The following is a 21,759-nucleotide window of genomic DNA, read 5'->3' on the forward strand; positions in this document are numbered from 1 at the left end:
CAATGACGAAAATAATTGCTTAACTTATCCGTTGACTTATAGTTGAAGCTTTATCTCCCGAATTTAATATAACAATTAGGAAATAGCCTCCATGTAATCTCCTCTCCAACTCCCATTGAACTCTCTATTTTAGGGAAAATGATATTAATTTTTAATGATTAACTATGGTAAATTCTTAAAAAAATGTATTTGACGTCCTTTATAAGCGGTGATAGAGTTTAGTTGTTTCTATTATTTGGATTAGGTGTAATTCGTTTGTTTTTTAAGTGAAAATATTCACATATCTTAGATTTTTAACTAACTAAATTTGTTGAAGAGGAGAAATTCTATGTCCGGGTACAGAGTAAGCAAATACAACATTTATTTGGAAATGAAGCGGGATCAGAATAAAAAACTGATGATTCAGGGAATTCGCGGAGCCTTTGATATTGTGGATCATTCCATCGCTGAAATTCTGGAAAAAGGTGAAGCGGATAGCAGCGTGCTGGATGCCATCAGCATTGAGGACAAAGAGGTTCTGGCCAACAGAGGATATATTACCACTCTAACAGATGAGGAAGAGTATAAAGTGATTGAGAGAATCAGTCACACCTTGAACGCCAGCAGCCGAAAAAATTTATGTATTACCATCATGCCTACCTATAACTGCAATTTCAGATGTGAATATTGCTTTGAACAAAATTTGCTGGCTAAAGGTAAGGAGTTTCTTAATAAGAAAATATCAGTAGAAACAGTGGATGCGATCTTTGTCCAATTAGCTAAATATAAAGCTGAGGGTTATAAAATCGGGAGTGTCTACTTATTTGGCGGAGAGCCGCTTTTGAAAAGCAGTAAGGATATTGTAACTTACATATGCGAAAAATGCCGGGAAATGAATATTCCTATCAGTTGCATCAGCAACGGTTATTTTCTGGATGAATATGTCGATTTGATCAATGAATATAAGTTTCAAAAAGTTCAAATTACAATTGACGGAATCGGGGAAGAGCATGATAAGCGAAGATTTCTGGTAGGGGGACAGGGAACGTATGACAGAATAAAAGCCAACATCAGCTTAGCGTTGGAAAAAGGTAATAATATTTCATTGCGAACCAATGTCAACCGTAAGAATACCGATTCCGTAAAGGCTTTAATTGAAGAATATCAAAAAGAAGGCTGGATCGGCAAACCTAATTTTCATTATTATTTCAAGACAAATATCAGATGTTATGAGCAGGAGGACGAGAACGCCCTCTCTGATGTGGAATTGATGCAGCAGTTAGGAGAGTATGTAGGCCAGGGCACGGACCGCTTTAACCTGAACAGTATTTACAGCGGATTAGCCGAAGGGATTAGATATATGCTGCAAAATAACAGCTATGCACCGCTCCGTTCAGGTTTTTGCGGTGCAAATACAGGAATGTACACGATAGATCCATTTGGAGATATTTATCCTTGTTGGGATGTGTTATCCGAGGCGGACAGCCGTATTGGCACGGTAGATGTTCAGCAAGGAGAATTTGTCCTTACTGACGTACATAGTACCTGGAAAGACAGAACGGTAGACCGTATCAGCGATTGCAGCAAATGCAGATATATGCTGTTTTGCGGCGGCGGCTGCTCTGCCCAGGCTAAAGTAATGCACAATGACATGAATCAGGTGTATTGTGATGATTTTACTGCTCTTTTTGATGAGGTTGCCGTGGATCTGTGTGAAGAATATTCCGCTGTGCCATCATAGGCGCTCCACAGATCATTAAGCAATAATTAGTCTTTCTAACCAGAAAGGAGGTGGATTTTGTTCCTATTGTTACTCTGAATCAGCACCTGGAAGGGGACATTGAAGACATCGAGAAGATGATTGTGGAGATGGTAGCAAGGGAAGAGTGTTCCTGCACCGGCAATGGCTGCGGTGGGGATGCTTGTGGCATCAAATAAATCAAAAAAAGGAAGTGTGGACAATGAACCGGATTGAATCCCTGAACCGCCAGATTGAAATGAGCAGTGAGGAATTCGAGGATATGATTGCCGAGTTGGTGGAAAGAGAAGAATGTGCCTGTACGCTGGATGGATGCGGAGCTAAAGCCTGTGGCGTGAATTAAGCCCAATTAACAGGTTACAGAAAGGATAAGCATATTATGGAGATTAAGATGCTGAACCAAGAACTTGACACTGACAGCCAGGAAATGGAGCAACTGATATCGGAGCTGGCTGAACGCGGAGAAATGGCTTGCACTGGAAATGGTTGTGGAGCGCAAGCGGAAGGCCTTTAACCCTACTAATGACTCTACCTGCTTAGAAAGGAGCGTAACCTGTGATTACTTCTATGAATTCTGCGATCGACAATGAAGAACTGGACTTATTCATGAATGAGCTCGAAGAAAGAGATGAGATGCTGTGTTTTTTTAATGCCTGTGGCGCCGCTGCCAACCCATGTGGTGGCCAAGCCTGTGCCGCCGGCTGTGTCGGTATTTCTGTCTGCTTCCTGGGGCTGCACGTAGCCTAAATATTAGATGGCAGACCGGACTGCAGGCTGAGTTCTCGTGTTGGTTCGGTCTGTTAAGGGGATACGGCCTAAACAAGAAGGGAGAGGAACTTATGAATACAGCTACCCCAGTCAACAGCTATTCATGGAGCAACCCTGTCCTTAAGGTGAAGGAAGAAGTGGAAATTTCAGTATTTGACGATGGCAATGAACAGCCCTGCTATCTGATTACGATGAACGGACGTCAATGGAAGGTATCAGAGACTATTTATTATATCCTGTTCAGCATGGACGGCCAGCGGACGGTGGAAGAACTGCAGGAATTTTTGCATGATCGTTATTCACTGAGAATCAGTAAGCAGAAATTGGAGCAAGTCATTGAGCTAACTTTAGTCCGTAATGGAATTCTGGAAGGTACGATAGCTACAACCGAACCCCCTCATAATAAAATGATGTGGGGCAAATTCACTTTGCTCCGTCCAAGTGTAATCGCAAAGCTCAAAATTTTTATTTTTTTATTCCATAAAAAGACGTTGACGGGTCTTAGTTCCCTTGCTGTTATATGGCTTGCCTATATTTTATTCGCCTATTCCAATACACAGGTAATTGGCAGCATGTTCAGTCTGGATATCAAGGATATTGCCTTATGCGTATTTTTTATTTTTGCAACAGGATTGATTCATGAGTTTGGTCATTCCATTGCAGCAATGTCCTATGGTGTTGCTCCAGGCAGAATTGGTGTTGGAGTATATTTTGTGATGCCGGTAATGTTCTCGGATGTCACTAGAATTTGGAGAATCAAACGTCATCAGCGTGTAATTGTGGATTTGGCAGGAATGTACCTTCAATGTGTTTTCTTGATGCTGTCCTTCCTGTTCAATGCGCTATTCTTGCATAGTCATCTCTTGAATATAGCTATTTTACTCTCTGGATTTACGATTCTCGGCAATTTTAATCCTTTTATCAAATTTGACGGGTATTGGGTGCTGGTTGATTATCTGGGGATTACAGAGGTGAAGACAGTTATATATCAATTATGGGCCAATCTGTTTTATAAGGTCTTGGGCAGACCGGCAGTTCCAGTTTTACTGAGTAAAGGAAAAAAAGCCGTGATGTATATATATTCGTTACTTACCGTGTGCTTTTTCGCATCGTTCATCCGGTTCCTGGTAGAGAGCTGGATTCTGGCGTTCCACAACCTCAGCCATGATATCACAGCTTTGTTAAAGCTGACTCCTTCACAGGTCAATATCAGCTTTGCTGAAGCGGTCAGATATTTGTCTGACAGAATCACTACATATATTGCCTTGTTCTTTTTCTTGAATCTGGTTTGGCGTTTTATGGTCAAGAAAGTGCTTCTTCAAATCAAAAAAAACGCACGCGTGTGCCGGAGGAGGTACGCTGTGCAGTTGATTGAAACCTACCGCCAGATTGCACGGAGAGAGATGCTGGATTGCAGAATTAAGTCTCTTCAGGAATGGGTCCGGCACTACGGCTTAAATCTTCATTCCTATGAAATTATGCTGTTAAGTGAAAGCTATACCTTCATGTATGACCGAATCAAAATACCCGGGGTAGCCATTGAGGCATTGCCTTACGCTGTAGCATCACAGAATCAGGTGGAAATCCGTTTTTTCCGAAATTTAAATATCCAATATCATCAGGAGCATATATCCGGTGATCTTCCGGGCTGGGAACAGTTCAAGCGCTTAATAGATCAAGACATTCCTGTGTTGTTCAAAATTGACAGCCGCTTCCTGAGAGGGGCTGAGGATGCTGCTCCTCGAGCACTCAAACTTAACCTGTATTATCTGTCTACCTTATTGCTGGTTGGCTATGATGAAGAACAGGATCAGGCGCTGGTCGTGTTGACCAACGATGATGAGCGGGAAAGCGTGAACGAAATCAGTATAGGTGAATTCCAGACCTACAGACACTCCAGTTGCGTACCGTTCTCACCGGGAGGCTTGTGCTATTATTTGAAGCCGAATGATGGGGACGCCGGAATTCGTTCTCCTGACATTAGGGAGGCTGTACTCAACAGTATTATTGCGACCACGAATATCATGCTGAACGAAGGCGAGTGGCCCCAATCGGATCTAGGGCTATTTATTGGTGAATCAGACTCCTGGGGGATTCAGGGCATGAAGAGGCTGCAAGAGGATTTACAGAGGCTGCTGCTTCAATGCAAGACCCAGGGCAACTCGGCGATTATCCGGCTAAAGATAGTTTTTTTGCGCAACAATCTGTTGTTCGGGAGTTATTCTGCATTCCGAGAAGAGTTTGGACGATGCATAAAATACTGTGCTTTAAAATATAATGTACCTTATTTGTATGATACAGGTTGCGAGTTTGCCCAAATAACATCTTTATGGAAGGAGCTCTTCACCTTGTTCAGCAGGATTGCACATAATAAAGGAGAACTGGCCGCAAATCTGCTGCAGGCTCTTCAGGTTTGGGAGAAGATTATTGTATCAGAGCAGCGACAGTTTACAGCTATCAAAACTATTTTCAGCACCGCTTCTATGTAGGGATTAACTTCTAAGAGGAAATGGAGCGTTAAATATGAGCAGAAAAAAAATCTTTATCCTGTTGTCTGCCGGATTGCTGCTGTTAATATCGGTCGTGCTTATTGGGGCGGGCTTCCTTGGTCCTGATGTCAGAGTGGGATACGGCGAAAACAGCTATGGGAACAAACTGAACGCCTCTTTCTATTATTTTAACGGTACTAACACTAAAAAGCTGAAATTCAACAAAGGAGACCAAGTCAAGATGACTTACTCCATTGAATTATCCAAAGGAACCCTCCAGATGAAAGTAAGGGACGAGGCTGACAACGAGGTTTTTCTCAAGACAGAGGGCTCAGGAGAGGTCGACTTCATTGTAGATAAGACCCAAAATTATGAAATCGAAATCAAGGCTATAAAAGCAAAAGGCAAATATACGCTAGATTGGAGCAAATGAAGGCAGTCTACACTCCTAACCTATTCTTTCTGTAAAGGTGCTGGCGTACGTGAAAATAATTACAAAATACATCCTCAAACATATGGCTGCGAACCGGCTAATCAGTCTGTTAATCGTTATTGCCTTGACCCTCTCTACTGCAATGATTTATTTGAATATGACGGTCAAAGATCAAATGCTGTTGCAGTATAAGTCGATCCTTCAGGGAACATACCAGGATTTTAATTACTATGTATATAAAAGCAACGTCTCCAGCGAGCAGGATAGGTATTTTAGTGTAAATGAGCTGAATTTATCCAATCTAAAGGTCAAAAACCTACTGGGGCTTACAAAAGCTCCCGGTGCCGGCCAATTAAAAGAGGGAGTCACTCCGCTGAATATCTATGGCATGGACTTAAGCCTGGTACTGGAAAACAAGCTGCTGGTACTTAAAGAGAGGAAGGCCGGCTTTGATCCTGCCGCTAAGCAACAAGTGATTATCAGTCAGCGTGCAGCGGAAAAGTATGGTTTTCATATTAATGATACCTTACAGGTATCCACTTTGGCTGGGGAACAAAAGCTGATAGTGGGCGGAATTGCTGAGAATAAAGGCTTATATTTGAAGGAAAATAATAAATTGATGTTATTCTCTTCTCCTCAATATGTAGGATATTTAAATGGAATGGGAGACAAGGTGTCAGGTGTCTATGTCCAGAAGGACCTTGCGATGGCACCGGAGCATTTCGACACCCAGTTTAGGGCTGATAATCCGGCTTTTACTGGTGACATGCTTGCCAATGAGGCTGCCATTAAGGCAGAGCTGGAGAAAACCAATCAGTTGCTGTTTATTGTTTTGCTCGCGGTAATTCTGATGGTTTTCTATTTAAACGCCAGTAATACCAGGATCATTGTGGCCAAAAGAATGCCCGAAATAGCAACCTTCCGCAGCATTGGGGCCACCCGCTTCAGAATGAATCTGATTCTGCTTGCTGAACATGCGCTATATGGATTGTTTGGCGGTATTATTGGTGTAATTGCAGGAGTTCTTCTGAAAGAGCCAGTGATGTCCGCTCTGGGCTCCTACGGGGGGAAGGCTTCCTATTTGAATATTCCGGATAAATTTGAAATTCGATATGTAGTATATTCGCTGGCTTTGACAGTGATTTTTCAGATTCTGGTCTCTATGTATGGAATTCTATCGGCAAGCCGCCAATCGATTAGAGCCATTATGCTGGATACTGTATATGCCAAGGCCAGAGTCTCCAGGCCAAGAAGTCTATGCGGGCTCGTCCTCTGGGGATGCTCCATTCTTTTGTATATTGTCAATACAGAGTATAGCCTGCTGCTGGCAGGTCTGGTATTTATACTGCTGCTGACAGGTACGATTTGTATGCTTCCTTGGCTTATTAGAGGCTTATCCAGAATTCTCTCCAGGATAACAAGATTGCGGGCTGGAGCGAGCAATCATCTGTGCAGCAAGAATCTTGCGGGCAGCAAAACCATTCACTCTAGTATTACACTGGTAACAGTCACTCTATCTATAATGCTAACCATCTATTTAACAACATTATCGATTAATCAGGTATTTGCACGGGTGGGCGAGAGCTTTGAAGGGGATATTCAACTGACGGGCTTGTCTGAGCGCGCTGAAATGTACAGCAGACTTGAACTTGTGGAAGGGGTGCAGTCCCTTCAGCCTGTATACTACAGCTTCAATAATATTACAGTTAATCATCAAGCCATGAATATAGGCATCTTTGGGATGGATCATGAGATGCTCGGAATCAAGGATACCTCGGATAAAATGAGTGGACTGTCAGCAGGAGAAGCTTTGATCGACAAATATTATGGGCCCCGCAACCAACTGGACATCGGTGACCGGCTGACCCTGAGGAGTGCAGGGAAGGAGGCATTTACAGTGAAGATAGCCGGCTATGTGGATGCTGGAGAATTCACTTCAAGCAGAAATGTAGTTGTGATCTCTCCAGAGCAATATCTGCAAAAAGTGAGCCGGATTCCAGCCACCATTGAAATCGGGATTACAGGAAAACCGGAGCAGGTGAAAGATCAGTTGATCCGGACACTGGCTGGAACAGGAGTCAATGTGCAGACTGTGAAGGAGTTCCTGGACGGCAACAAAAGTGAGATTGATTCTTTATTGTCTTTGATCAACCTGATTATAGGCTTGTCTGCCTTGATTGCCTTTACGGGCGTGCTCATTAATCAACTGATCGGATTTCTTCAGCGTAAAAAGGAGTATGCAGTTTTATATTCCCTCGGAATGAGCAGGTCACAGTTGAAGCGGATGGTTGTTATTGAGCTGGCAGGGACTTTTGTGACCGGCTGTCTGTTTGCCGGAGGTCTTGGCCTGGTTCTTGCAAAGGCACTGGAGCAGATTCTTTTTTGCATCGGTGAATACGTAAGCATAAGCTTGGATGTGGCGGCCGCCTGCACATTACTGGGGGGGATGTTCCTTCTTCTGATGATGGCTTCAGCGTTGTCGATCCGAAGAATCCCAAGCTTGAATGTCGTCCAGGAATTGAAATACGAATGAGCCAAAATGGGAAAAGGATGGGATAGGGTGACGGCTATTATGGAGTGCCTTGCATTGAGCAAACGGTATGAGCATCATACCGCGCTTGATAATATCAACGTGACGGTGGAGCAGGGAAGGATTGTCGGATTGCTCGGACCCAACGGCAGCGGCAAGACAACTCTGCTCAAGCTGATCAACGGTCTGCTGGTGCCGTCGAGTGGAGAGGTGAGAATCAATGGAAGGAGCCCAGGCATAGAAACCAAGCGGCAGATCGCTTTCCTTCCTGAGAGGAATTGTCTGAACAATTGGATGAAGGTGCAGGAGCTGGTCGCCTTTTACAGCGATTTCTATCCGGACTTCAGCCGCAGCATGGCCTATGAGTTACTAAATAAACTGAATATCAACTCCAATGCCCGATTGAAGACCCTCTCTAAGGGGACAAAAGAGAAAATACAAATTATTCTTGTGATGAGCCGTGATGCAGAGCTGTACTGCCTTGATGAGCCAATCGGCGGGGTAGACCCCGCATCCAGAGACTATATCATCGATACGATTCTGAAATGCTATAACCGAAAAGCCTCCATTTTAATTTCCACCCATCTGATTGCGGATATCGAGCATATTCTGGATGATGTAATCCTTATCGATCAGGGATGCCTTGTACAGGCGGCGGCAGCCAAAGACATCAGGACCGGAAATGAAATGACTGTCGATCAATATTTTAGGAGGCTTTATGCTAAAAAAACTGATCAAATATGATTTTAAATCAACGATGAGGTATATGTTTCCTGTGTATCTGATTTTCGTCTTTTTTACAGTATTGGCCTGGGGAACGACCCGTTGGAGCGTATTTGCTGGAGTCTTCGCATTCATTCCTGTTGTGTCCAAGCTGACCTATGAGCTGATGCTGGCAGCGGTCATTCTTATAACATACGCTCTGCAGGCTATCCGGTATTATACCAGCATGGTTACTGATGAAGGGTATCTAACCTTCACTTTGCCTGCTCCTACCCGGAACTTGACCCTTTCCAAGCTTATAACCGCAGTAAGCTGGAATGCTGCAACAATGCTGCTGGTGCTGGCTTCGCTGGCGGTAGTCTTTTATTCCCCAGACAATTCTCGAGTTTTTAGGGAAGCATTGGAAGGTTTTTTTCAATCAGGAACGGCTGGTCCGGGGACGAGGCTGGTTATAGCTGTAAGCTCAATAGTAGCTATATACATGGTTTCTTCCATGACCATTAATTTATTTATGTACACGGCTATAGCCTTGGGACAAATTCTTATGGGTAAAAACAGACTGGCAGGCACTTTTATTGCAGGCATTGTCGTCTATATTGTAATGCAAATTCTGCTGGTGGCTCTGCTGGTGCCGGCTATATATCTGCTCGGACTCCATACCGTAAATCAGAGCGGCAATATGTTGTCCTTGATTGGGATATGTGTATTGTTTCAGTTGTTGATCTGCGGTCTTATGTACAGCACGATAAACTATATTTTCATCAAGAAATTAAATTTAGAATAAGGGCAATGGATTAGGAGGGGAGCGTCATCTCATTACTTGAACTGAATCATGTTTACAAGCAGTACAAGGATGCTGTTGTTCTGAAGGACGTATCACTAATCATTGCAGAGGGGGAATTTACCACAATAATGGGCTCGTCGGGCAGTGGGAAAAGCACACTCCTGTACATTATGAGTGGTATGGAGTATCCAACCAGCGGGACTGTCCACTTATCTGGACGCGATCTTAACAAATTGTCGGACAGACAAAAAAGTAAAATTCGCCAAAGTGAAATAGGCTTTGTATTCCAGAACTATAATCTTGTTCAAAATCTGACCGTGGAGGAGAACATTGAGCTGCCGGTTCTGTTAGCAGGCAGAAAGAGAAGCACTGCCGCATCTGGGCTGGAGGAACTACTGGAGCTTCTGGCACTGACAGAACATAGGCGGAAGCTTCCTGCGCAATTGTCAGGAGGGCAGCAGCAGCGGGTGGCGATTGCCAGGGCAGTTATTAATAATCCCCCGTTGATTCTTGCCGATGAGCCTACTGGAAATCTGGACACCGCCTCGGCGGTTCAGGTGATGGAAATGCTGCAGCAGCTTAACCGGATTTGGCAAACAAGCATTGTACATATCACCCATAATGCAGAATTGATCGGCTATGGCACCAGAAATATAGTCGTCAAGGATGGACAGTTGGTATCGGATACCTTGTTAGCTGCTGATTCTCGCATTGCCATTGTTGGAAACTCTTAAGGAGACTGGTCAAATGAGTGAATTAGAGCGAAACGCCATGTTCATGGGAGGAGCAGATAGTATCCCTGAATTTCTGTCTCACAGTGCAGGGAGATACCGCCATCAAACAGCGGTTGAGGCCAAGCAAGACGGCGAGAGGCTTCAAAAAACATACCTGCAGTTAAAGTCTGATTCGGATGCACTGAGCGCTGCGTTTGAAGCGAGGGGGCTGAGCCAAAAACATGTTGCTTTTATCGGCGGTTTGAGCTACGAGTGGCTGGTTGCTTTTTTTGGAGTGACAGGCTCTAGCAATATAGCCGTTCCTATGGACAAGGATTTAAGCCTGGATGATCTGGTAACCCTGGTTCTTCAGGCCGATATATCCATGTTGTTTGTAGATAGCAGCATGTCGCACATTGTACAGCAGTTGAGGCACAGTTGCGAAACTCTGGAAGTGATCGTGTGTTTTCAAGCGGGAGGCCCCTTTCCAAGTATAGCTGAATTCATAAGAGATACCCGGTGCAGCGAGAAACTTAGGTCCACTCATGTGGATGCAGATCAGACGGCTATGATTGTCTTCACCTCAAGTGAAACAGGCGGCTACAAAGGCGCAATGCTCTCCCACCGGAATATTTGCCATAATATCATCTGCTCCGTCTATCTGGCTGGCATAGAAGCCTTTGAGCCCGGAGGGTGCACAGTTGTCGTATTGCCGCCGCATCATATGTTTGCCGTTACGTCAGGGATGCTGGTTCCGCTGTTGTTTTACGGCTTGACGCTGTGCCTTAGTGGCGGGTTAAGCGGCTATCTGAGCAGTATACAGCAATTCCGCCCCTCGGTGCTCTTTATGGTTCCCATGCTTGTGGAAGGCTTACATAAGCGGATCTCGCGAGAGGCAGCAAGGACGGGGCAGTTGAACCTTGAATTTTTTGGCGGACAGTTGCGTACGATTATTTGCGGCGGGGCTTATCTGGACGCGGAATGGGTGGTGAAATATAAGAAGCTGGGAATTAACCTATTGAACGGATACGGAATTACCGAATGTTCACCGCTTGTCTCCTGTAACCGGCCTAACGGGATCATCAGTCATTCTGTGGGGCTGGTTGGGCCAGAGCCATATTGCCGGGTACGAATCGAAGATGACGAGATTCAGGTTCAAGGAAGTATTGTGATGAAGCAATATTACAAGGATTGCAAGAGCACAGCGGAGGCTTTTGACCAGGGCTGGTTTAGAACGGGAGATTTGGGTTATCTGGATCAGCATAATTACCTCTATATTACAGGGCGCAAAAAAGACCTTATCATTCTGAAGGACGGCAACAATATTTCACCGGTGGGAATAGAACAAAGCATCGAACGGCACCCATTAGTAGATCAGTCACTGGTTTATGCGGACGGTAAGAAGGGTGGGGAGACCCTGGTGGCCATCATACACCCTGATTATGATTATGCAGTTAACAACGGATATACTGATGTGAGGTTAGCTTTAGACGAACTCATACAGATGCTAAATGACAATTCGCCTGCATTCAGACGGATTCGGAGACTAGAGGTAAGCGAGAAGCCCTTCGATAAGCTTGCATTGAAGAAGGAGCTAAGAGCGCCTACTAGAATAACCAGAGAGAAGGTAAATCATGATTAGAGAACAGAATGACGAGACGATGCTGAAAATCAAAACAGTGATCTCTCCATTTACAGATGTTGATATTCAGGAGATTCAGATGGAATCCAAGCTGATTTGCGATCTGGGGTTCACTTCCTTTGATTTAGTATGTCTGCTGTCTGTACTGGAAGAAGAATTCGGTCTGAAGGTCGATGAGAAAATGCTGAAAGGTATTCAAACGGTGGAAGATGTGAGGAATGCAGTCTTAAAGCACCAGGCGTCAAGCCAGACAGTTCTAAAAACCGAATAGAAGAGGTGAAGAGGATGACAGTATTGATGAAGAAAGCTGTTCTGAATGAAGAGGCCTTAAGTGCAATGCAGCAATGCGATTTAAGCGAATTGGCCGGATATGTGGGGGAATTTTTTCAAGGTAAGAATGAGAGCTTTACGTACAACCCGGCCGGCGGCAATTTTTATATGAGCAGTTTCTTCCCCTCCTTCCCCAGCCCTGCCTGGAATCGGCTGATCGCTGGTATTCATGACATTGTCTATGAGGACAAGCGAGTTCCGCTTCAAGCTGATATTGTGGTTACGGGAAGATGCCATTGCGACTGCTGGCACTGCTTCAGAGCCAAATACGGACAAGAAGATATGAGTCTGGATAAAATTAAGGAATGTATGAATGCTTTAGCGGAGCTCGGGGCTGCTTCGGTGGGAATTACTGGAGGGGAGCCTATGCTGCGGACGGACATTATGGAGATTATCGGAGCCATACCGGAAGGAATGGAAGGGGTTCTATTCTCAACCGGTCTTGGCATTGATGATGCTTTTGCGCTCAAGCTGGAGCATACCCGTTTGACCAGATGTATACTGAGCCTGGATCATTTCGATGAGGAAATTTGCTGTAAGCTCAGACGTAACCGTAACGCCTTCAAGGATGCTGTACAAGCCATTCAAGCACTGACGGCTAAGGATATCTATACGGCTGTGACGGTCTGCATTACGCATGAATTGATGAAGGAAGGGGCATTGCAGCAGTATTTCGAATTTGTCGGGGGGCTTGGGGTTCAAGAGGTGCGGGTAGTGATGCCTATTCCGCAGGGTAATCTGGAAGGTCAAGAGGTAGGCAGATTTTATGGAAAAGCCATGGGATTGTTGAAACAGCTAAAACGAGAAAATGCAGCCAATGAGGCATTCCCGGTCATTATTAATTTCTGCGAGTTTGAAAGCTCAGATTACTTTGGATGCGGTGCAGGCTCCAATTATATTGCGATTAATAATGACGGCCATGTGTCGCCATGCGTCTCAGTGCCCTCCTCATTCGGAAGCGTATATGACCATACATTGGAGAAAATATATAATGATATGGGAGCCATCTTCTCCAGCTCCAATTGTGCCTGCTTCGGAATTTCATCCAGCAGTGTCATTGCCAAAGAAAATATTGATACTTCCTTAACGCCGATGCCGCCTGAGTTGTCCGTTGAGGTTGCCAAAAAATGCAGAGTTTCAAGTGAAAGAGCGGGCATATTCAGATATTGTGCCTCCAAAGGCCGGCCTAAGGAGGAAGCGGCGGGTGAAGCTGAGCTTGAATTACCGAGTTCTGTCTAGGTTATATGATGTATGTGATTTGCTGTTCTTCAGCCGACCCGGAAGGAGTCCCCGCCAAGCCTTATTAGGCTTCTTACCGGATGAACCGGTCCATATCCTTGATATCTGTGCGGGCACAGCCAGCAATGACATTCTGATTGCAGAGCAGAAATCCAATGCTACGGTAGTCGGAATTGATAATTCCAAAGAGATGCTCTCCATAGCCCGCAGGAAAATAGCCCAAAAAAAGCTTCACGGTGTGAACATGCTTGAAATGGATGCCATGAAGCTGGAATTTGCCGGACAGTCTTTTGATGTGGTGATTATTTCATTGATATTACATGAGATGGGAAAACCCTTGGCCAGCAAAATGCTAAGCGAAGCACGGAGGGTTGTAAAACCGGAGGGAATGATCTTAGTAGTAGAGTGGGAGCAGCCTCAGGGCTTGTTTCAGAAATGTATGTTCTCCATCATTAAGCGGCTTGAATTCGACAACTTTGAACACTTTTTGAAAAAGGATCTGAAACAGTATTTTAAAAATCACGGATTCAGTATCGAAAATGTGAAGCACTGCGATTATACGCAAATTCTCCAGCTTAAAGTCCAGTGAAATTATGACCGTCCTGAAACGATAGGACGGCCTTTTTAATGCACTACTTAGATAATCTCAGAATCCCCTGAACATCCGACACCGGAGGTCTCCCGTACTGGCGGGCGTATTCGCGGCTGAATTGGGAGGGGCTCTCATAGCCTACACGGAAGGCAGCATCGGAGGCTTGGAGCGATTCGGTCAGCATGAGGCGGCGGGCTTCCTGCAAGCGGATGACCTTCTGGTATTGCAGCGGGCTCATGGCGGTGACACGCTTGAAATGCTTGTGGAAGGCAGAGGTGCTCATATTCACGGATTCTGCAAGCTGTTCAACGACAAGGGACTCGGCGTATTGCCTGGTGATCACCTGGATGGCCTCAGCAATCCGGTGCGCATGGCTGCCGATAATGGCGAATTGATACAGGTGTGCGCCTTGGTCACTCTGAAGAACACGATAGAGAATCTCGCGGATCACGAGCGGGGATAGAATGGCAATATCCTGAGGTGCGTCAAGTAACTGGATAAGCCGTACGATGGCTTCGAGTAAGGGCTCAGAGGTTCGGGCAACCGTGATGCCAAGGGAGGTTTCACCCGCAACAAGGGTGGGGTCCGTCATTTCTTTTACAATTTCCAGGATGGTCCCGGGATCGAAGCTTAGCTTGATGCCCAGAAAAGGATGCTCAGACGTAGCCCCGGTAATTCTCCCGTTAATCGGCAGCTCGACAGAGGTCACCAGGTACGTTGACGGATCGTAATGAAATGTTTCACCCGACAGGGTGGCTGCTTTAGCTCCCTCAGCAACGACGCAGATCGATGGCTTATAGACCGACTCCAGCGGTTCTGCTACATCCGTGGCGTGCATCAGCTGCAAGGAAGGAATAAGCGTCTGATGGGTGCCTGCCGATGGAGCATGGCAAAGGATCAGCGCGGCCAATTGCTCTAAAAGCGGCCCGGTCCGCAATGAATCGTTCAAGTTAGTAGCCTCCTTTTCACATATACGTAGGGTTGTTGTTAATCATAGCGAGTTGAAGAGAAATAGGCAAGAAGTGAACAGGTCTGTTATAACGGGATGCTCTTCGAATGATTTACAATGAATCCATAAGGCCAACAGATCATCATCCGGCCTAAGCAAACTTAAGGAGAGTGTTCCTAATGAGTCAGAACGGAAAAGTAGCCATCGTCACAGGTGCATCACGGGGTATAGGAAGACAAATCGCCATTCAGTTGGCCGGTTTAGGAATAAAAGTAGCTGTCAACTATTCATCCAACCGGGGAAAAGCGGACGAGGTCGTGCAAATCATCAAGGAATTCGGCGGGGAAGCGATAGCCGTTCAAGGTGATGTAAGCAAGGTCAGTGAGGTCGAAGCGCTTTTCTCGGAGACAATCGGGCAATTCGGGCGTGTTGATATTTTGGTGAATAATGCCGGAATTATGGACTGCGTGCCTATCGCAGATGTAACGGAGGAAATGTTCGACCGGCACTTTGCTGTAAATGTAAAAGGCACGTATTTCGCCTGCCAGCAAGCAATGAAGCATATGGAGCGGGGTGGAACAATTATTAATTTCTCGACCTCAGTATCAGGCGCGATGCTGCCGACCTATAGCGTCTATGCCGCAACCAAAGGGGCAGTCGAGCAGTTAACCCGCCAATTAGCGAAGGAGTTCGGAGCGAAGGATATCGTCGTGAACTGCGTTGCACCCGGGCAAGTATCGACGGAGTTATTCCTGAACGGGAAATCCGATGAGCTGGTGGATTCCTTCCGCCGGATGAATGCTTTTGGACGGCTTGGTGAACCGGAGGATATTGCGAATGTAATCGACTTGCTCGTCAGTGACAAGGCCCGCTGGATCACCGGGCAGACGATTCGCGTCAATGGCGGGTTTAACTGAAGCAGATGATGAGTTCCTTCCTCTATCGCCTATGGTTTATAATGGAAGGATGAATAGGAGGGAACGAATTGAATAAAGGCATGTTGCTTGTTCTAAATGGAACCTCAAGCTCTGGGAAGACGTCCATCTCGGCTGAGGTTGTAAAACAGAAAGAGATCCCGTTTTATCATGTGTCGATTGATGATTTTTTCATGAATTACAATGATTTCATTAATCATAAATATCCAGATGAGCCAGTACGCGAAATCGACCATCAGGTGGTCTCTGATATTCTGGACGATTCCATCTGCTCCGTGTTCTATTCAACGATTAAGCTGTAATATGATCTCGAAGTGAACACGGTAGAGCTGAATCCGGCGGAATGCGCCGAACAGATTTTAAACTACATTAAGTCTGATAATGAATACTCGGTATTTCAGAAATTGCGTAAAAGAGATGTTGATCTTAATAAAACGCTACTGACATAACGTTGTCAGGAAGGGTGGGTATAATGAAGACTATATTAACCTACAAACGCGAATATTAGGAGGCTATATTATGTCAGTCATTGGACCCGATTTCATCTCACTTCAGGTCAGCGATCTTGAAGGCTCGGCTGAATTTTATCAACACTATCTTGGACTCGTCCGTTCACAGGCGGGCCCGCCTCATGCGGTGGTTTTTGAGACCAAGCCTATTGCATTTGCACTTCGTGACCTCATGCCGGGAGTCGAACTTAGTAAGGGAACTCAGCCTGGACTTGGTGTTGCGTTATGGCTCTATGCTCCGGATACGCAAGATATTCACGATAAACTCGCAGCAGCGGGCGTGAAAATTACATCTGTACCCATCGACGGTCCCTTCGGACGTACCTTTACCTTCGCCGATCCGGACGGATACTTGATTACTCTTCACAGTAAAGGCTGATTCGCACCACAAGAACACAGTGTTTCTGTACTGATTGACTCCCCATATGGTAGACAGGTGAGATAATAAAGCCTGTTGCTGTATGGGGAGTTTTTGTTTGATTGAATTCTATTTTCTAAGAGAAACCAGATGATGAAAAATGGACGATTGTGTTGCTTTCATCTGGCTGGCACCCTACTCCTTCTATATTGCATTGCATCCATTCCAAGTATTTGGAGTGGATTTTTCCTGAGAAAAGTTCAACCTGAAGGAGATACGCTGCATCCGCAAAGGGCAGTCCTATTTTTTGGCAAGTGTTCTTTATCTTTCTTCCAAAACATGCACAACAAAACGGGTACAACCGCCGTCTATACATAAAGAATGGAAAATAGTCTCAAAGGAGTGTGAACCGCAATTGTTCAAAAAGCTGGCTTTAACATTTCTAATGACGACGATGGTGTTCAGTGCAAGTGTAGCGGGTCCATCGCAATCGCAGGCCAAGGTCCAGGCCGCCGGTGCTGGGGCTGTACAGGCCAAGACCGCCGATCAATTGTATCCGGTTGAAGTGAACAGGAAATACGGCTTCATTAACGGAAAAGGTAAGGTTGTTATCGAAGCGGTATACGACGGATACGGGTATTCAGGAGTGCCCGGAGGGACAGTATATGTCGAGGACCACGCGGCTAAAAAGCAATACTATTTCAGTTCGGAGGGCACCAAGCTGTTTGAATACAAGCTGAGAGATGCCGGCATTCTGTATAATGACCGTGCGCTGTATACAGCGAAGATTCAACTCGCTGGCGGGGCTACGGCGACCCGGTACGGGTATATCGACAGTCAAGGCAAGGTGGCTATACAGCCAAGCTACGTCCGGGCTTTTAATTTCTCCGAAGGTCTGGCCCGGGTTAATTTGGGCAAAGCCTCAGGGTACATCAACACGAAGGGCGAGCTTATCGTTCCGTACCGGTACAGCTTTACGTCTGATTTCTCCGAAGGCATGGCAGCTGTTACGCTTGCCGTTGGCGGCAAATACGGCTACATCGACACCACCGGCAAGCTTCGCATAACCCCACGGTATGATTACGCCACACCGTTCTCCGATGGGGCAGCAGTCGTGTCTGTGAATGGCAAATACGGCTACATCGACAAAAAAGGCAATTACCTGATCAAGCCGCAGTTCAGCATGGCGCAGCCGTTCTCGGAAGGACTGGCATTCGTTGAGCGCAATGGAGTCACTTTCTATATTAATAAGAAGGGTGTCAAAGTCATCCAGGGATATACGGCCGGAGGTTTGTTCAAGGGCGGTCTGGCTCCAGTCAGCCCGGGGCAGAGGTACGGCTACATTAATACCTCCGGCCGCTTCGTGGTCAAGCCGCAACTCTATTGGGCCGATTCGTTCAATGGCGAGTTGGCGGAAATCACCCTGCTCGTTCCAGATACACGCGAGGAAATCAGAGGGTACATGAACCGCAGCGGAACCATCGTCTGGCCACCGGCTTCCGGGCTTCCGGCCGGCGTGGTGAAGCCTTAACTACATCAATCGACTAAGAGTAGAGGAGGCAACAATATTTCATGGGCAACAACTTATACCGAAAACTAGGTGCGGCTTTTTTGATTGCTGCCGGGTTAATCTACACGATCGAACGTGTAGGGACTATGATCGCGCGAAGTCATGAATATTCTGCGTTATACGAAGCTAACTTGTTGAATTTCCAGCCAGAAACGCCTATCGCAGGCTTCTTCGATAATATCTTTGTTCCAGTTCTTACGTTAATTGGTGTGATCCTATTCGTATACGGTTTTCCAAAGAAAACAAAATAGGAGAAGTATAGTTAAAAGGTATACACATGATCCCCGGCATCCGCCCAGGCCAGCGTTCCATCCGGCATCCAGTCCAGCAGTGTGCCTGCGGCCACGAAGCTAAAGGTCCGCTCCTGTGTGTCGTAGACCTGTATGGCACCTGTGCCGGATTTGAAGGCTGCAAATCTGTTGTCCGGTGACCAGTGGAGTTCGGCGAACAGGAAGTCATCTCGCTGCTGCCGCTCATGCTCCGAGATATCCTGTTGTACCTGGACCGTGATCCGCTGATCCTGCATCACCGAAGAATCTCCGCTTCCGGTATTGTATCGGATTTGGCCGAGAGGGTTATTCTCACCTCTGTCTGCGGGAAGAATCAGATACGAATCATCCGCCCAAGCCAGCGGATACACGAACAGGAAGCCGTCACTGTGGGAGAGGAAGACGGCGTTCTCCCGCGAATGCAGTATTTTCCCCTTCTGATCTAGCACTGTCAAGTCTGCCCCGGGACCGATGAACTCGTCATGTGCGGTAAGTACAGCGATACGCTTACCGTCAGCCGAGGAGGACATTCCGTAGACCGGCTTGTCGAACACATGAAGCTTCATACGGGTGAAGTCCTTCAGGTCCACCCGGTACAGCGTCTTATTGCCTGAGATCATATAAGTGAAGTCCCCGTAGAAGCGGTCAGAGTACATCTCTTGGTAACCATAGTCATTACCGTAGGCCTCCTTCTCCTCGGGAAAAGCCGGAATCTCCAGCGCCTCGCCAGTCAGGGCGTGAACCAGATGATGCTTCTCCTGCCCGTAGAACAGATAGGAGGGGGCCACCGATTTCGGGGTCTGAATGGACTTAATCCAGCCCGTGTTCCAGGCAGGTACTACGCGCCGGATGCCGGAGGTGATGCCCTGGAACAGCAGACTGCCCTCGCCGGCCTGAGTTCTGACCACAACCGAGTTACGGTATGGCTGCTCCGTACTGGCATACTTACGCCCGTCTGCGGTAACGGCTTCATCCAGATTGAACGTCCCGGACCAGGCGCTGCTTTCATCCAGATGCAGAATGATTTGCAGAAACCGCGGGGACTCCCATTCCAGCGTATACCGGAACTCTGTCTCGGGATCACTGGTCTGTAGACTGTTTTTCAGTGCTTGCTCCAGTGACTTCTGGTCGATATCGCTGTTCGACTTCACCTGTATCAGTTGTCCGCCTCCGCCGATAGATTTCAATTGCTCAATATAAAGTAGCGGTTCCTCCATGCTTGAAGATGCTGAAGCGGAAGGTGTAGTTGATGTAGCTGTGGGTGATCCGATCGTTGGGGAAGCTGTGGATGGTGCTGAGGAAGAGTTGTCCACAGCTTTCTTGTCCGCCGCCTGACATCCTGTGAGCAGAGCCGCCGCTAGTACAATTGCTGTCATATAGCGCATATATTAACCTCCTGTGGTGTTTAATTGTCCTATTGTTTTCAGAGAATAGATAGATTTACCATATTGTTATGGACGCGGTTGCTGTGCAGAAGTTGCAGATGCGGGTGCGAGGGCTAAGTTAGGTTAACCGTATAGAATGAGTAAAACGGTTCTTTCTTTTGACTTCCCGGCTACGAATGTCTACCCTGAAGTTACATAATAAGGAAAGCGAGTGAACCTATGAATAGAAGCGCTGACAAGCTGAACGTTGTCATTCGGGACACGGAAGGGGTTAAGCGCTCACGCCAATTCACTTCCGTGTAGGCACAACAGATACGGAGGGATAGCTTTTGAAGAATACGCAAGCAGGCTTTGAGTACAATGGGGATTATTATGAAGCCATCGGAGATTTCATGCGGGAGCAGTATTTGAAATATGGTTTCGCCCAGGGAACGATGCAGGAAGCAGACTTTTTAATGAAGTTAATGAATCTGCGGCAGGGTACTCGCATTCTGGATATTGGCTGTGGTCCGGGGCGGCATAGTCTGGAATTGGCCCGGCGCGGAGTGAGAACAGTGGGCGTGGATATTTCTGCGGAATTTATCAGACACGCGAACCGGGAAGCTGCGAAGGAAGAGTTAGAGGCAACATTTCTGGCGGCGGATGCCCGCGAGCTAATGTTTGATCAGGAGTTCGATGGTGCGATTTGTCTGTGTGAAGGGGCTTTTGGACTGGCGGGCAGTGAAGAGAATCACCGGAAGGTCCTTAGAGGAGTTCATCGGGCGCTGAAGCCGGGTGCTCTATTTGTTCTTACGGTAATTAATGCGTTTAACTTAGCCCGGCGTATACAGGATGAGTCGTTATTTGATCCGTATTCCTGCACCGTGATCGATAAAGAAGAGATTCATAGTCCCGAGGGTGAATCCAAAGAGGTATTGATCTATACCACCGCTTTTACCTTCCGGGAATTACAGATGCTTCTGGATAGTGAAGGCTTCGCTGTAGAGGCTGCATATGGCTGTAGCCCAGGACAATTCGGGAAGCATCCCTTACAGCTTGGCAGCATGGAGATTATGATGGTCGCCCGGCGTAAGTAGACAGTAGTGTGTTGAATAAGGAGCGGTAGCCGGTCTTAAGGGGCCAGGGTACCGCTATTTGGTGTATATAATGGGAAGAGATAAACTAAATACCAGGAGGGTAATTATGGAACTTACTGTGAAGAACTCTAGGATTCAGTTGGTCCAAGGTGATATAACCAAGATTGAGGCGGAAGCGATAGTGAACGCAGCTAATACCAGCTTGCTGGGTGGGGGTGGTGTAGATGGCGCAATCCATAGAGTCGGGGGAAAAGCTATTTTAGAAGAATGTATGAAGATCCGGAATCAGCAAGGTGGTTGTGAGGTTGGAGAAGCGGTAGTCACCACAGCAGGGAACTTGCCAAGCCGTTATGTCATTCATACCGTTGGCCCCGTGTGGAATGGCGGAGGGAATCAGGAGGAGGATAAGCTGAGAAATTGTTACAGGAATGCATTAACACAGGCTGAAGGAAAGGAAGTGGCAAGCATTGCTTTTCCTAATATAAGCACTGGCATCTACAGATACCCGAAAGACCCGGCGTGTTCCATCGCGGTTGAGGAAGTGTCCGGGTATTTATCGAAGAATGAAACAAACATTAAGAGGGTTATATTTGTATGCTTTGATGAAAATAACTTGGAAATCTATAAGAATGAATTCAAGAAGTACGGAGCATAGTGAGGCCAAAACATTAACGTAAATGAACCTTATCCCTATTTCATTTGTTAATGATATAACAGGCTCTGGGTA

At 46.4% G+C, this 21,759-nt stretch carries 22 protein-coding genes and 1 pseudogene; 21 read left to right on the forward strand and 2 right to left on the reverse strand.

All coding sequences use genetic code 11. The annotated features are described in order from the left end of the window. Nucleotides 1-328 precede the first annotated feature (328 nt). The 14 genes from NSU18_RS23680 to NSU18_RS23745 all read left to right on the forward strand — a co-directional run bounded on the left by NSU18_RS23680 (nucleotide 329) and on the right by NSU18_RS23745 (nucleotide 13,978). Nucleotides 329-1,720, forward strand: a complete 1,392-nt coding sequence (locus tag NSU18_RS23680) for a radical SAM/SPASM domain-containing protein (protein WP_341150198.1) — start codon at nucleotides 329-331, stop codon at nucleotides 1,718-1,720. Nucleotides 1,721-1,940: 220 nt separating this feature from the next. Beyond that, nucleotides 1,941-2,081 carry a hypothetical protein gene (locus NSU18_RS23685; protein ID WP_341150199.1) on the forward strand — a complete coding sequence of 47 codons (141 nt, stop codon included), beginning with the start codon at nucleotides 1,941-1,943 and terminating at the stop codon, nucleotides 2,079-2,081. 36 nt (nucleotides 2,082-2,117) lie between these two features. Beyond that, the gene (locus NSU18_RS23690) at nucleotides 2,118-2,252 is read left to right on the forward strand and encodes a hypothetical protein (RefSeq protein ID WP_341016460.1); all 135 of its coding nucleotides are present in this window, start codon (nucleotides 2,118-2,120) and stop codon (nucleotides 2,250-2,252) included. 41 nt (nucleotides 2,253-2,293) lie between these two features. Continuing rightward, the gene (locus NSU18_RS23695) at nucleotides 2,294-2,485 is read left to right on the forward strand and encodes a hypothetical protein (RefSeq protein ID WP_341016461.1); all 192 of its coding nucleotides are present in this window, start codon (nucleotides 2,294-2,296) and stop codon (nucleotides 2,483-2,485) included. A 92-nt stretch (nucleotides 2,486-2,577) separates the two neighbouring features. Further along, a complete protein-coding gene (locus NSU18_RS23700) occupies nucleotides 2,578-4,995 on the forward strand; it encodes a hypothetical protein (protein ID WP_341150200.1) in 2,418 nt (805 codons plus the stop codon). A gap of 34 nt (nucleotides 4,996-5,029) precedes the next feature. Continuing rightward, the gene (locus NSU18_RS23705) at nucleotides 5,030-5,428 is read left to right on the forward strand and encodes a hypothetical protein (protein ID WP_341016464.1); all 399 of its coding nucleotides are present in this window, start codon (nucleotides 5,030-5,032) and stop codon (nucleotides 5,426-5,428) included. 82 nt (nucleotides 5,429-5,510) lie between these two features. Further along, nucleotides 5,511-7,961, forward strand: a complete 2,451-nt coding sequence (locus NSU18_RS23710; protein ID WP_341150201.1) for an ABC transporter permease — start codon at nucleotides 5,511-5,513, stop codon at nucleotides 7,959-7,961. A 54-nt stretch (nucleotides 7,962-8,015) separates the two neighbouring features. Then, the gene (locus NSU18_RS23715; RefSeq protein WP_341150202.1) at nucleotides 8,016-8,702 is read left to right on the forward strand and encodes an ABC transporter ATP-binding protein; all 687 of its coding nucleotides are present in this window, start codon (nucleotides 8,016-8,018) and stop codon (nucleotides 8,700-8,702) included. Further along, nucleotides 8,677-9,465, forward strand: a complete 789-nt coding sequence (locus tag NSU18_RS23720) for a hypothetical protein (protein ID WP_341150203.1) — start codon at nucleotides 8,677-8,679, stop codon at nucleotides 9,463-9,465. The genes NSU18_RS23715 and NSU18_RS23720 overlap by 26 nt, the downstream gene beginning before the upstream one ends. A gap of 80 nt (nucleotides 9,466-9,545) precedes the next feature. After that, nucleotides 9,546-10,199, forward strand: a complete 654-nt coding sequence (locus NSU18_RS23725) for an ABC transporter ATP-binding protein (RefSeq protein ID WP_341151091.1) — start codon at nucleotides 9,546-9,548, stop codon at nucleotides 10,197-10,199. Between the two features lie 13 nt (nucleotides 10,200-10,212). Beyond that, nucleotides 10,213-11,820 (forward strand): AMP-binding protein, encoded by a 1,608-nt coding sequence (locus NSU18_RS23730; RefSeq protein WP_341150204.1) that lies wholly within the window; start codon nucleotides 10,213-10,215, stop codon nucleotides 11,818-11,820. Further along, nucleotides 11,813-12,091, forward strand: coding sequence for an acyl carrier protein (locus NSU18_RS23735; RefSeq protein ID WP_341016470.1), 279 nt, complete (start codon nucleotides 11,813-11,815; stop codon nucleotides 12,089-12,091). Before NSU18_RS23730 ends, NSU18_RS23735 begins: the two co-directional genes overlap by 8 nt. Nucleotides 12,092-12,117: 26 nt before the next feature. Next, a complete protein-coding gene (locus NSU18_RS23740; RefSeq protein WP_341016472.1) occupies nucleotides 12,118-13,389 on the forward strand; it encodes a radical SAM/SPASM domain-containing protein in 1,272 nt (423 codons plus the stop codon). Beyond that, on the forward strand, nucleotides 13,355-13,978 hold the full coding sequence (locus NSU18_RS23745) for a class I SAM-dependent methyltransferase (protein WP_341150205.1): 624 nt from the start codon (nucleotides 13,355-13,357) through the stop codon (nucleotides 13,976-13,978). Before NSU18_RS23740 ends, NSU18_RS23745 begins: the two co-directional genes overlap by 35 nt. 43 nt (nucleotides 13,979-14,021) lie before the next feature. On the opposite strand, the gene NSU18_RS23750 is transcribed toward NSU18_RS23745, so the two are convergent. Beyond that, on the reverse strand, nucleotides 14,022-14,930 hold the full coding sequence (locus NSU18_RS23750; RefSeq protein WP_341150206.1) for an AraC family transcriptional regulator: 909 nt from the start codon (nucleotides 14,928-14,930) through the stop codon (nucleotides 14,022-14,024). A gap of 179 nt (nucleotides 14,931-15,109) precedes the next feature. Here NSU18_RS23750 and NSU18_RS23755 point away from each other — a divergent pair, with 179 nt between their 5' ends. From NSU18_RS23755 to NSU18_RS23775, 5 genes and pseudogenes are all read left to right on the forward strand, one after another. After that, on the forward strand, nucleotides 15,110-15,847 hold the full coding sequence (locus tag NSU18_RS23755; protein ID WP_341016477.1) for an SDR family oxidoreductase: 738 nt from the start codon (nucleotides 15,110-15,112) through the stop codon (nucleotides 15,845-15,847). Nucleotides 15,848-15,915: 68 nt separating this feature from the next. Continuing rightward, nucleotides 15,916-16,314, forward strand: a pseudogene (locus NSU18_RS23760) (phosphotransferase-like protein). 70 nt (nucleotides 16,315-16,384) lie between these two features. After that, nucleotides 16,385-16,753 carry a VOC family protein gene (locus NSU18_RS23765; RefSeq protein ID WP_341150207.1) on the forward strand — a complete coding sequence of 123 codons (369 nt, stop codon included), beginning with the start codon at nucleotides 16,385-16,387 and terminating at the stop codon, nucleotides 16,751-16,753. Between the two features lie 394 nt (nucleotides 16,754-17,147). Further along, nucleotides 17,148-18,263 (forward strand): WG repeat-containing protein, encoded by a 1,116-nt coding sequence (locus NSU18_RS23770; protein WP_341150208.1) that lies wholly within the window; start codon nucleotides 17,148-17,150, stop codon nucleotides 18,261-18,263. A 41-nt stretch (nucleotides 18,264-18,304) separates the two neighbouring features. Beyond that, nucleotides 18,305-18,553: a hypothetical protein gene (locus tag NSU18_RS23775; protein ID WP_341016481.1), complete on the forward strand. Its 249-nt coding sequence runs from the start codon at nucleotides 18,305-18,307 to the stop codon at nucleotides 18,551-18,553. An 11-nt stretch (nucleotides 18,554-18,564) separates the two neighbouring features. On the opposite strand, the gene NSU18_RS23780 is transcribed toward NSU18_RS23775, so the two are convergent. Further along, nucleotides 18,565-19,956 (reverse strand): hypothetical protein, encoded by a 1,392-nt coding sequence (locus NSU18_RS23780; RefSeq protein ID WP_341150209.1) that lies wholly within the window; start codon nucleotides 19,954-19,956, stop codon nucleotides 18,565-18,567. Nucleotides 19,957-20,285: 329 nt separating this feature from the next. Here NSU18_RS23780 and NSU18_RS23785 point away from each other — a divergent pair, with 329 nt between their 5' ends. Next, nucleotides 20,286-21,032, forward strand: coding sequence for an SAM-dependent methyltransferase (locus NSU18_RS23785; RefSeq protein WP_341150210.1), 747 nt, complete (start codon nucleotides 20,286-20,288; stop codon nucleotides 21,030-21,032). Between the two features lie 106 nt (nucleotides 21,033-21,138). Beyond that, nucleotides 21,139-21,687: an O-acetyl-ADP-ribose deacetylase gene (locus tag NSU18_RS23790; RefSeq protein ID WP_341016486.1), complete on the forward strand. Its 549-nt coding sequence runs from the start codon at nucleotides 21,139-21,141 to the stop codon at nucleotides 21,685-21,687. Nucleotides 21,688-21,759: the final 72 nt, after the last annotated feature.

Source organism: Paenibacillus sp. FSL H8-0048 (assembly GCF_038002825.1).
In the GTDB taxonomy this organism is placed as follows: Bacteria; Bacillota; Bacilli; order Paenibacillales; family Paenibacillaceae; genus Paenibacillus_AQ.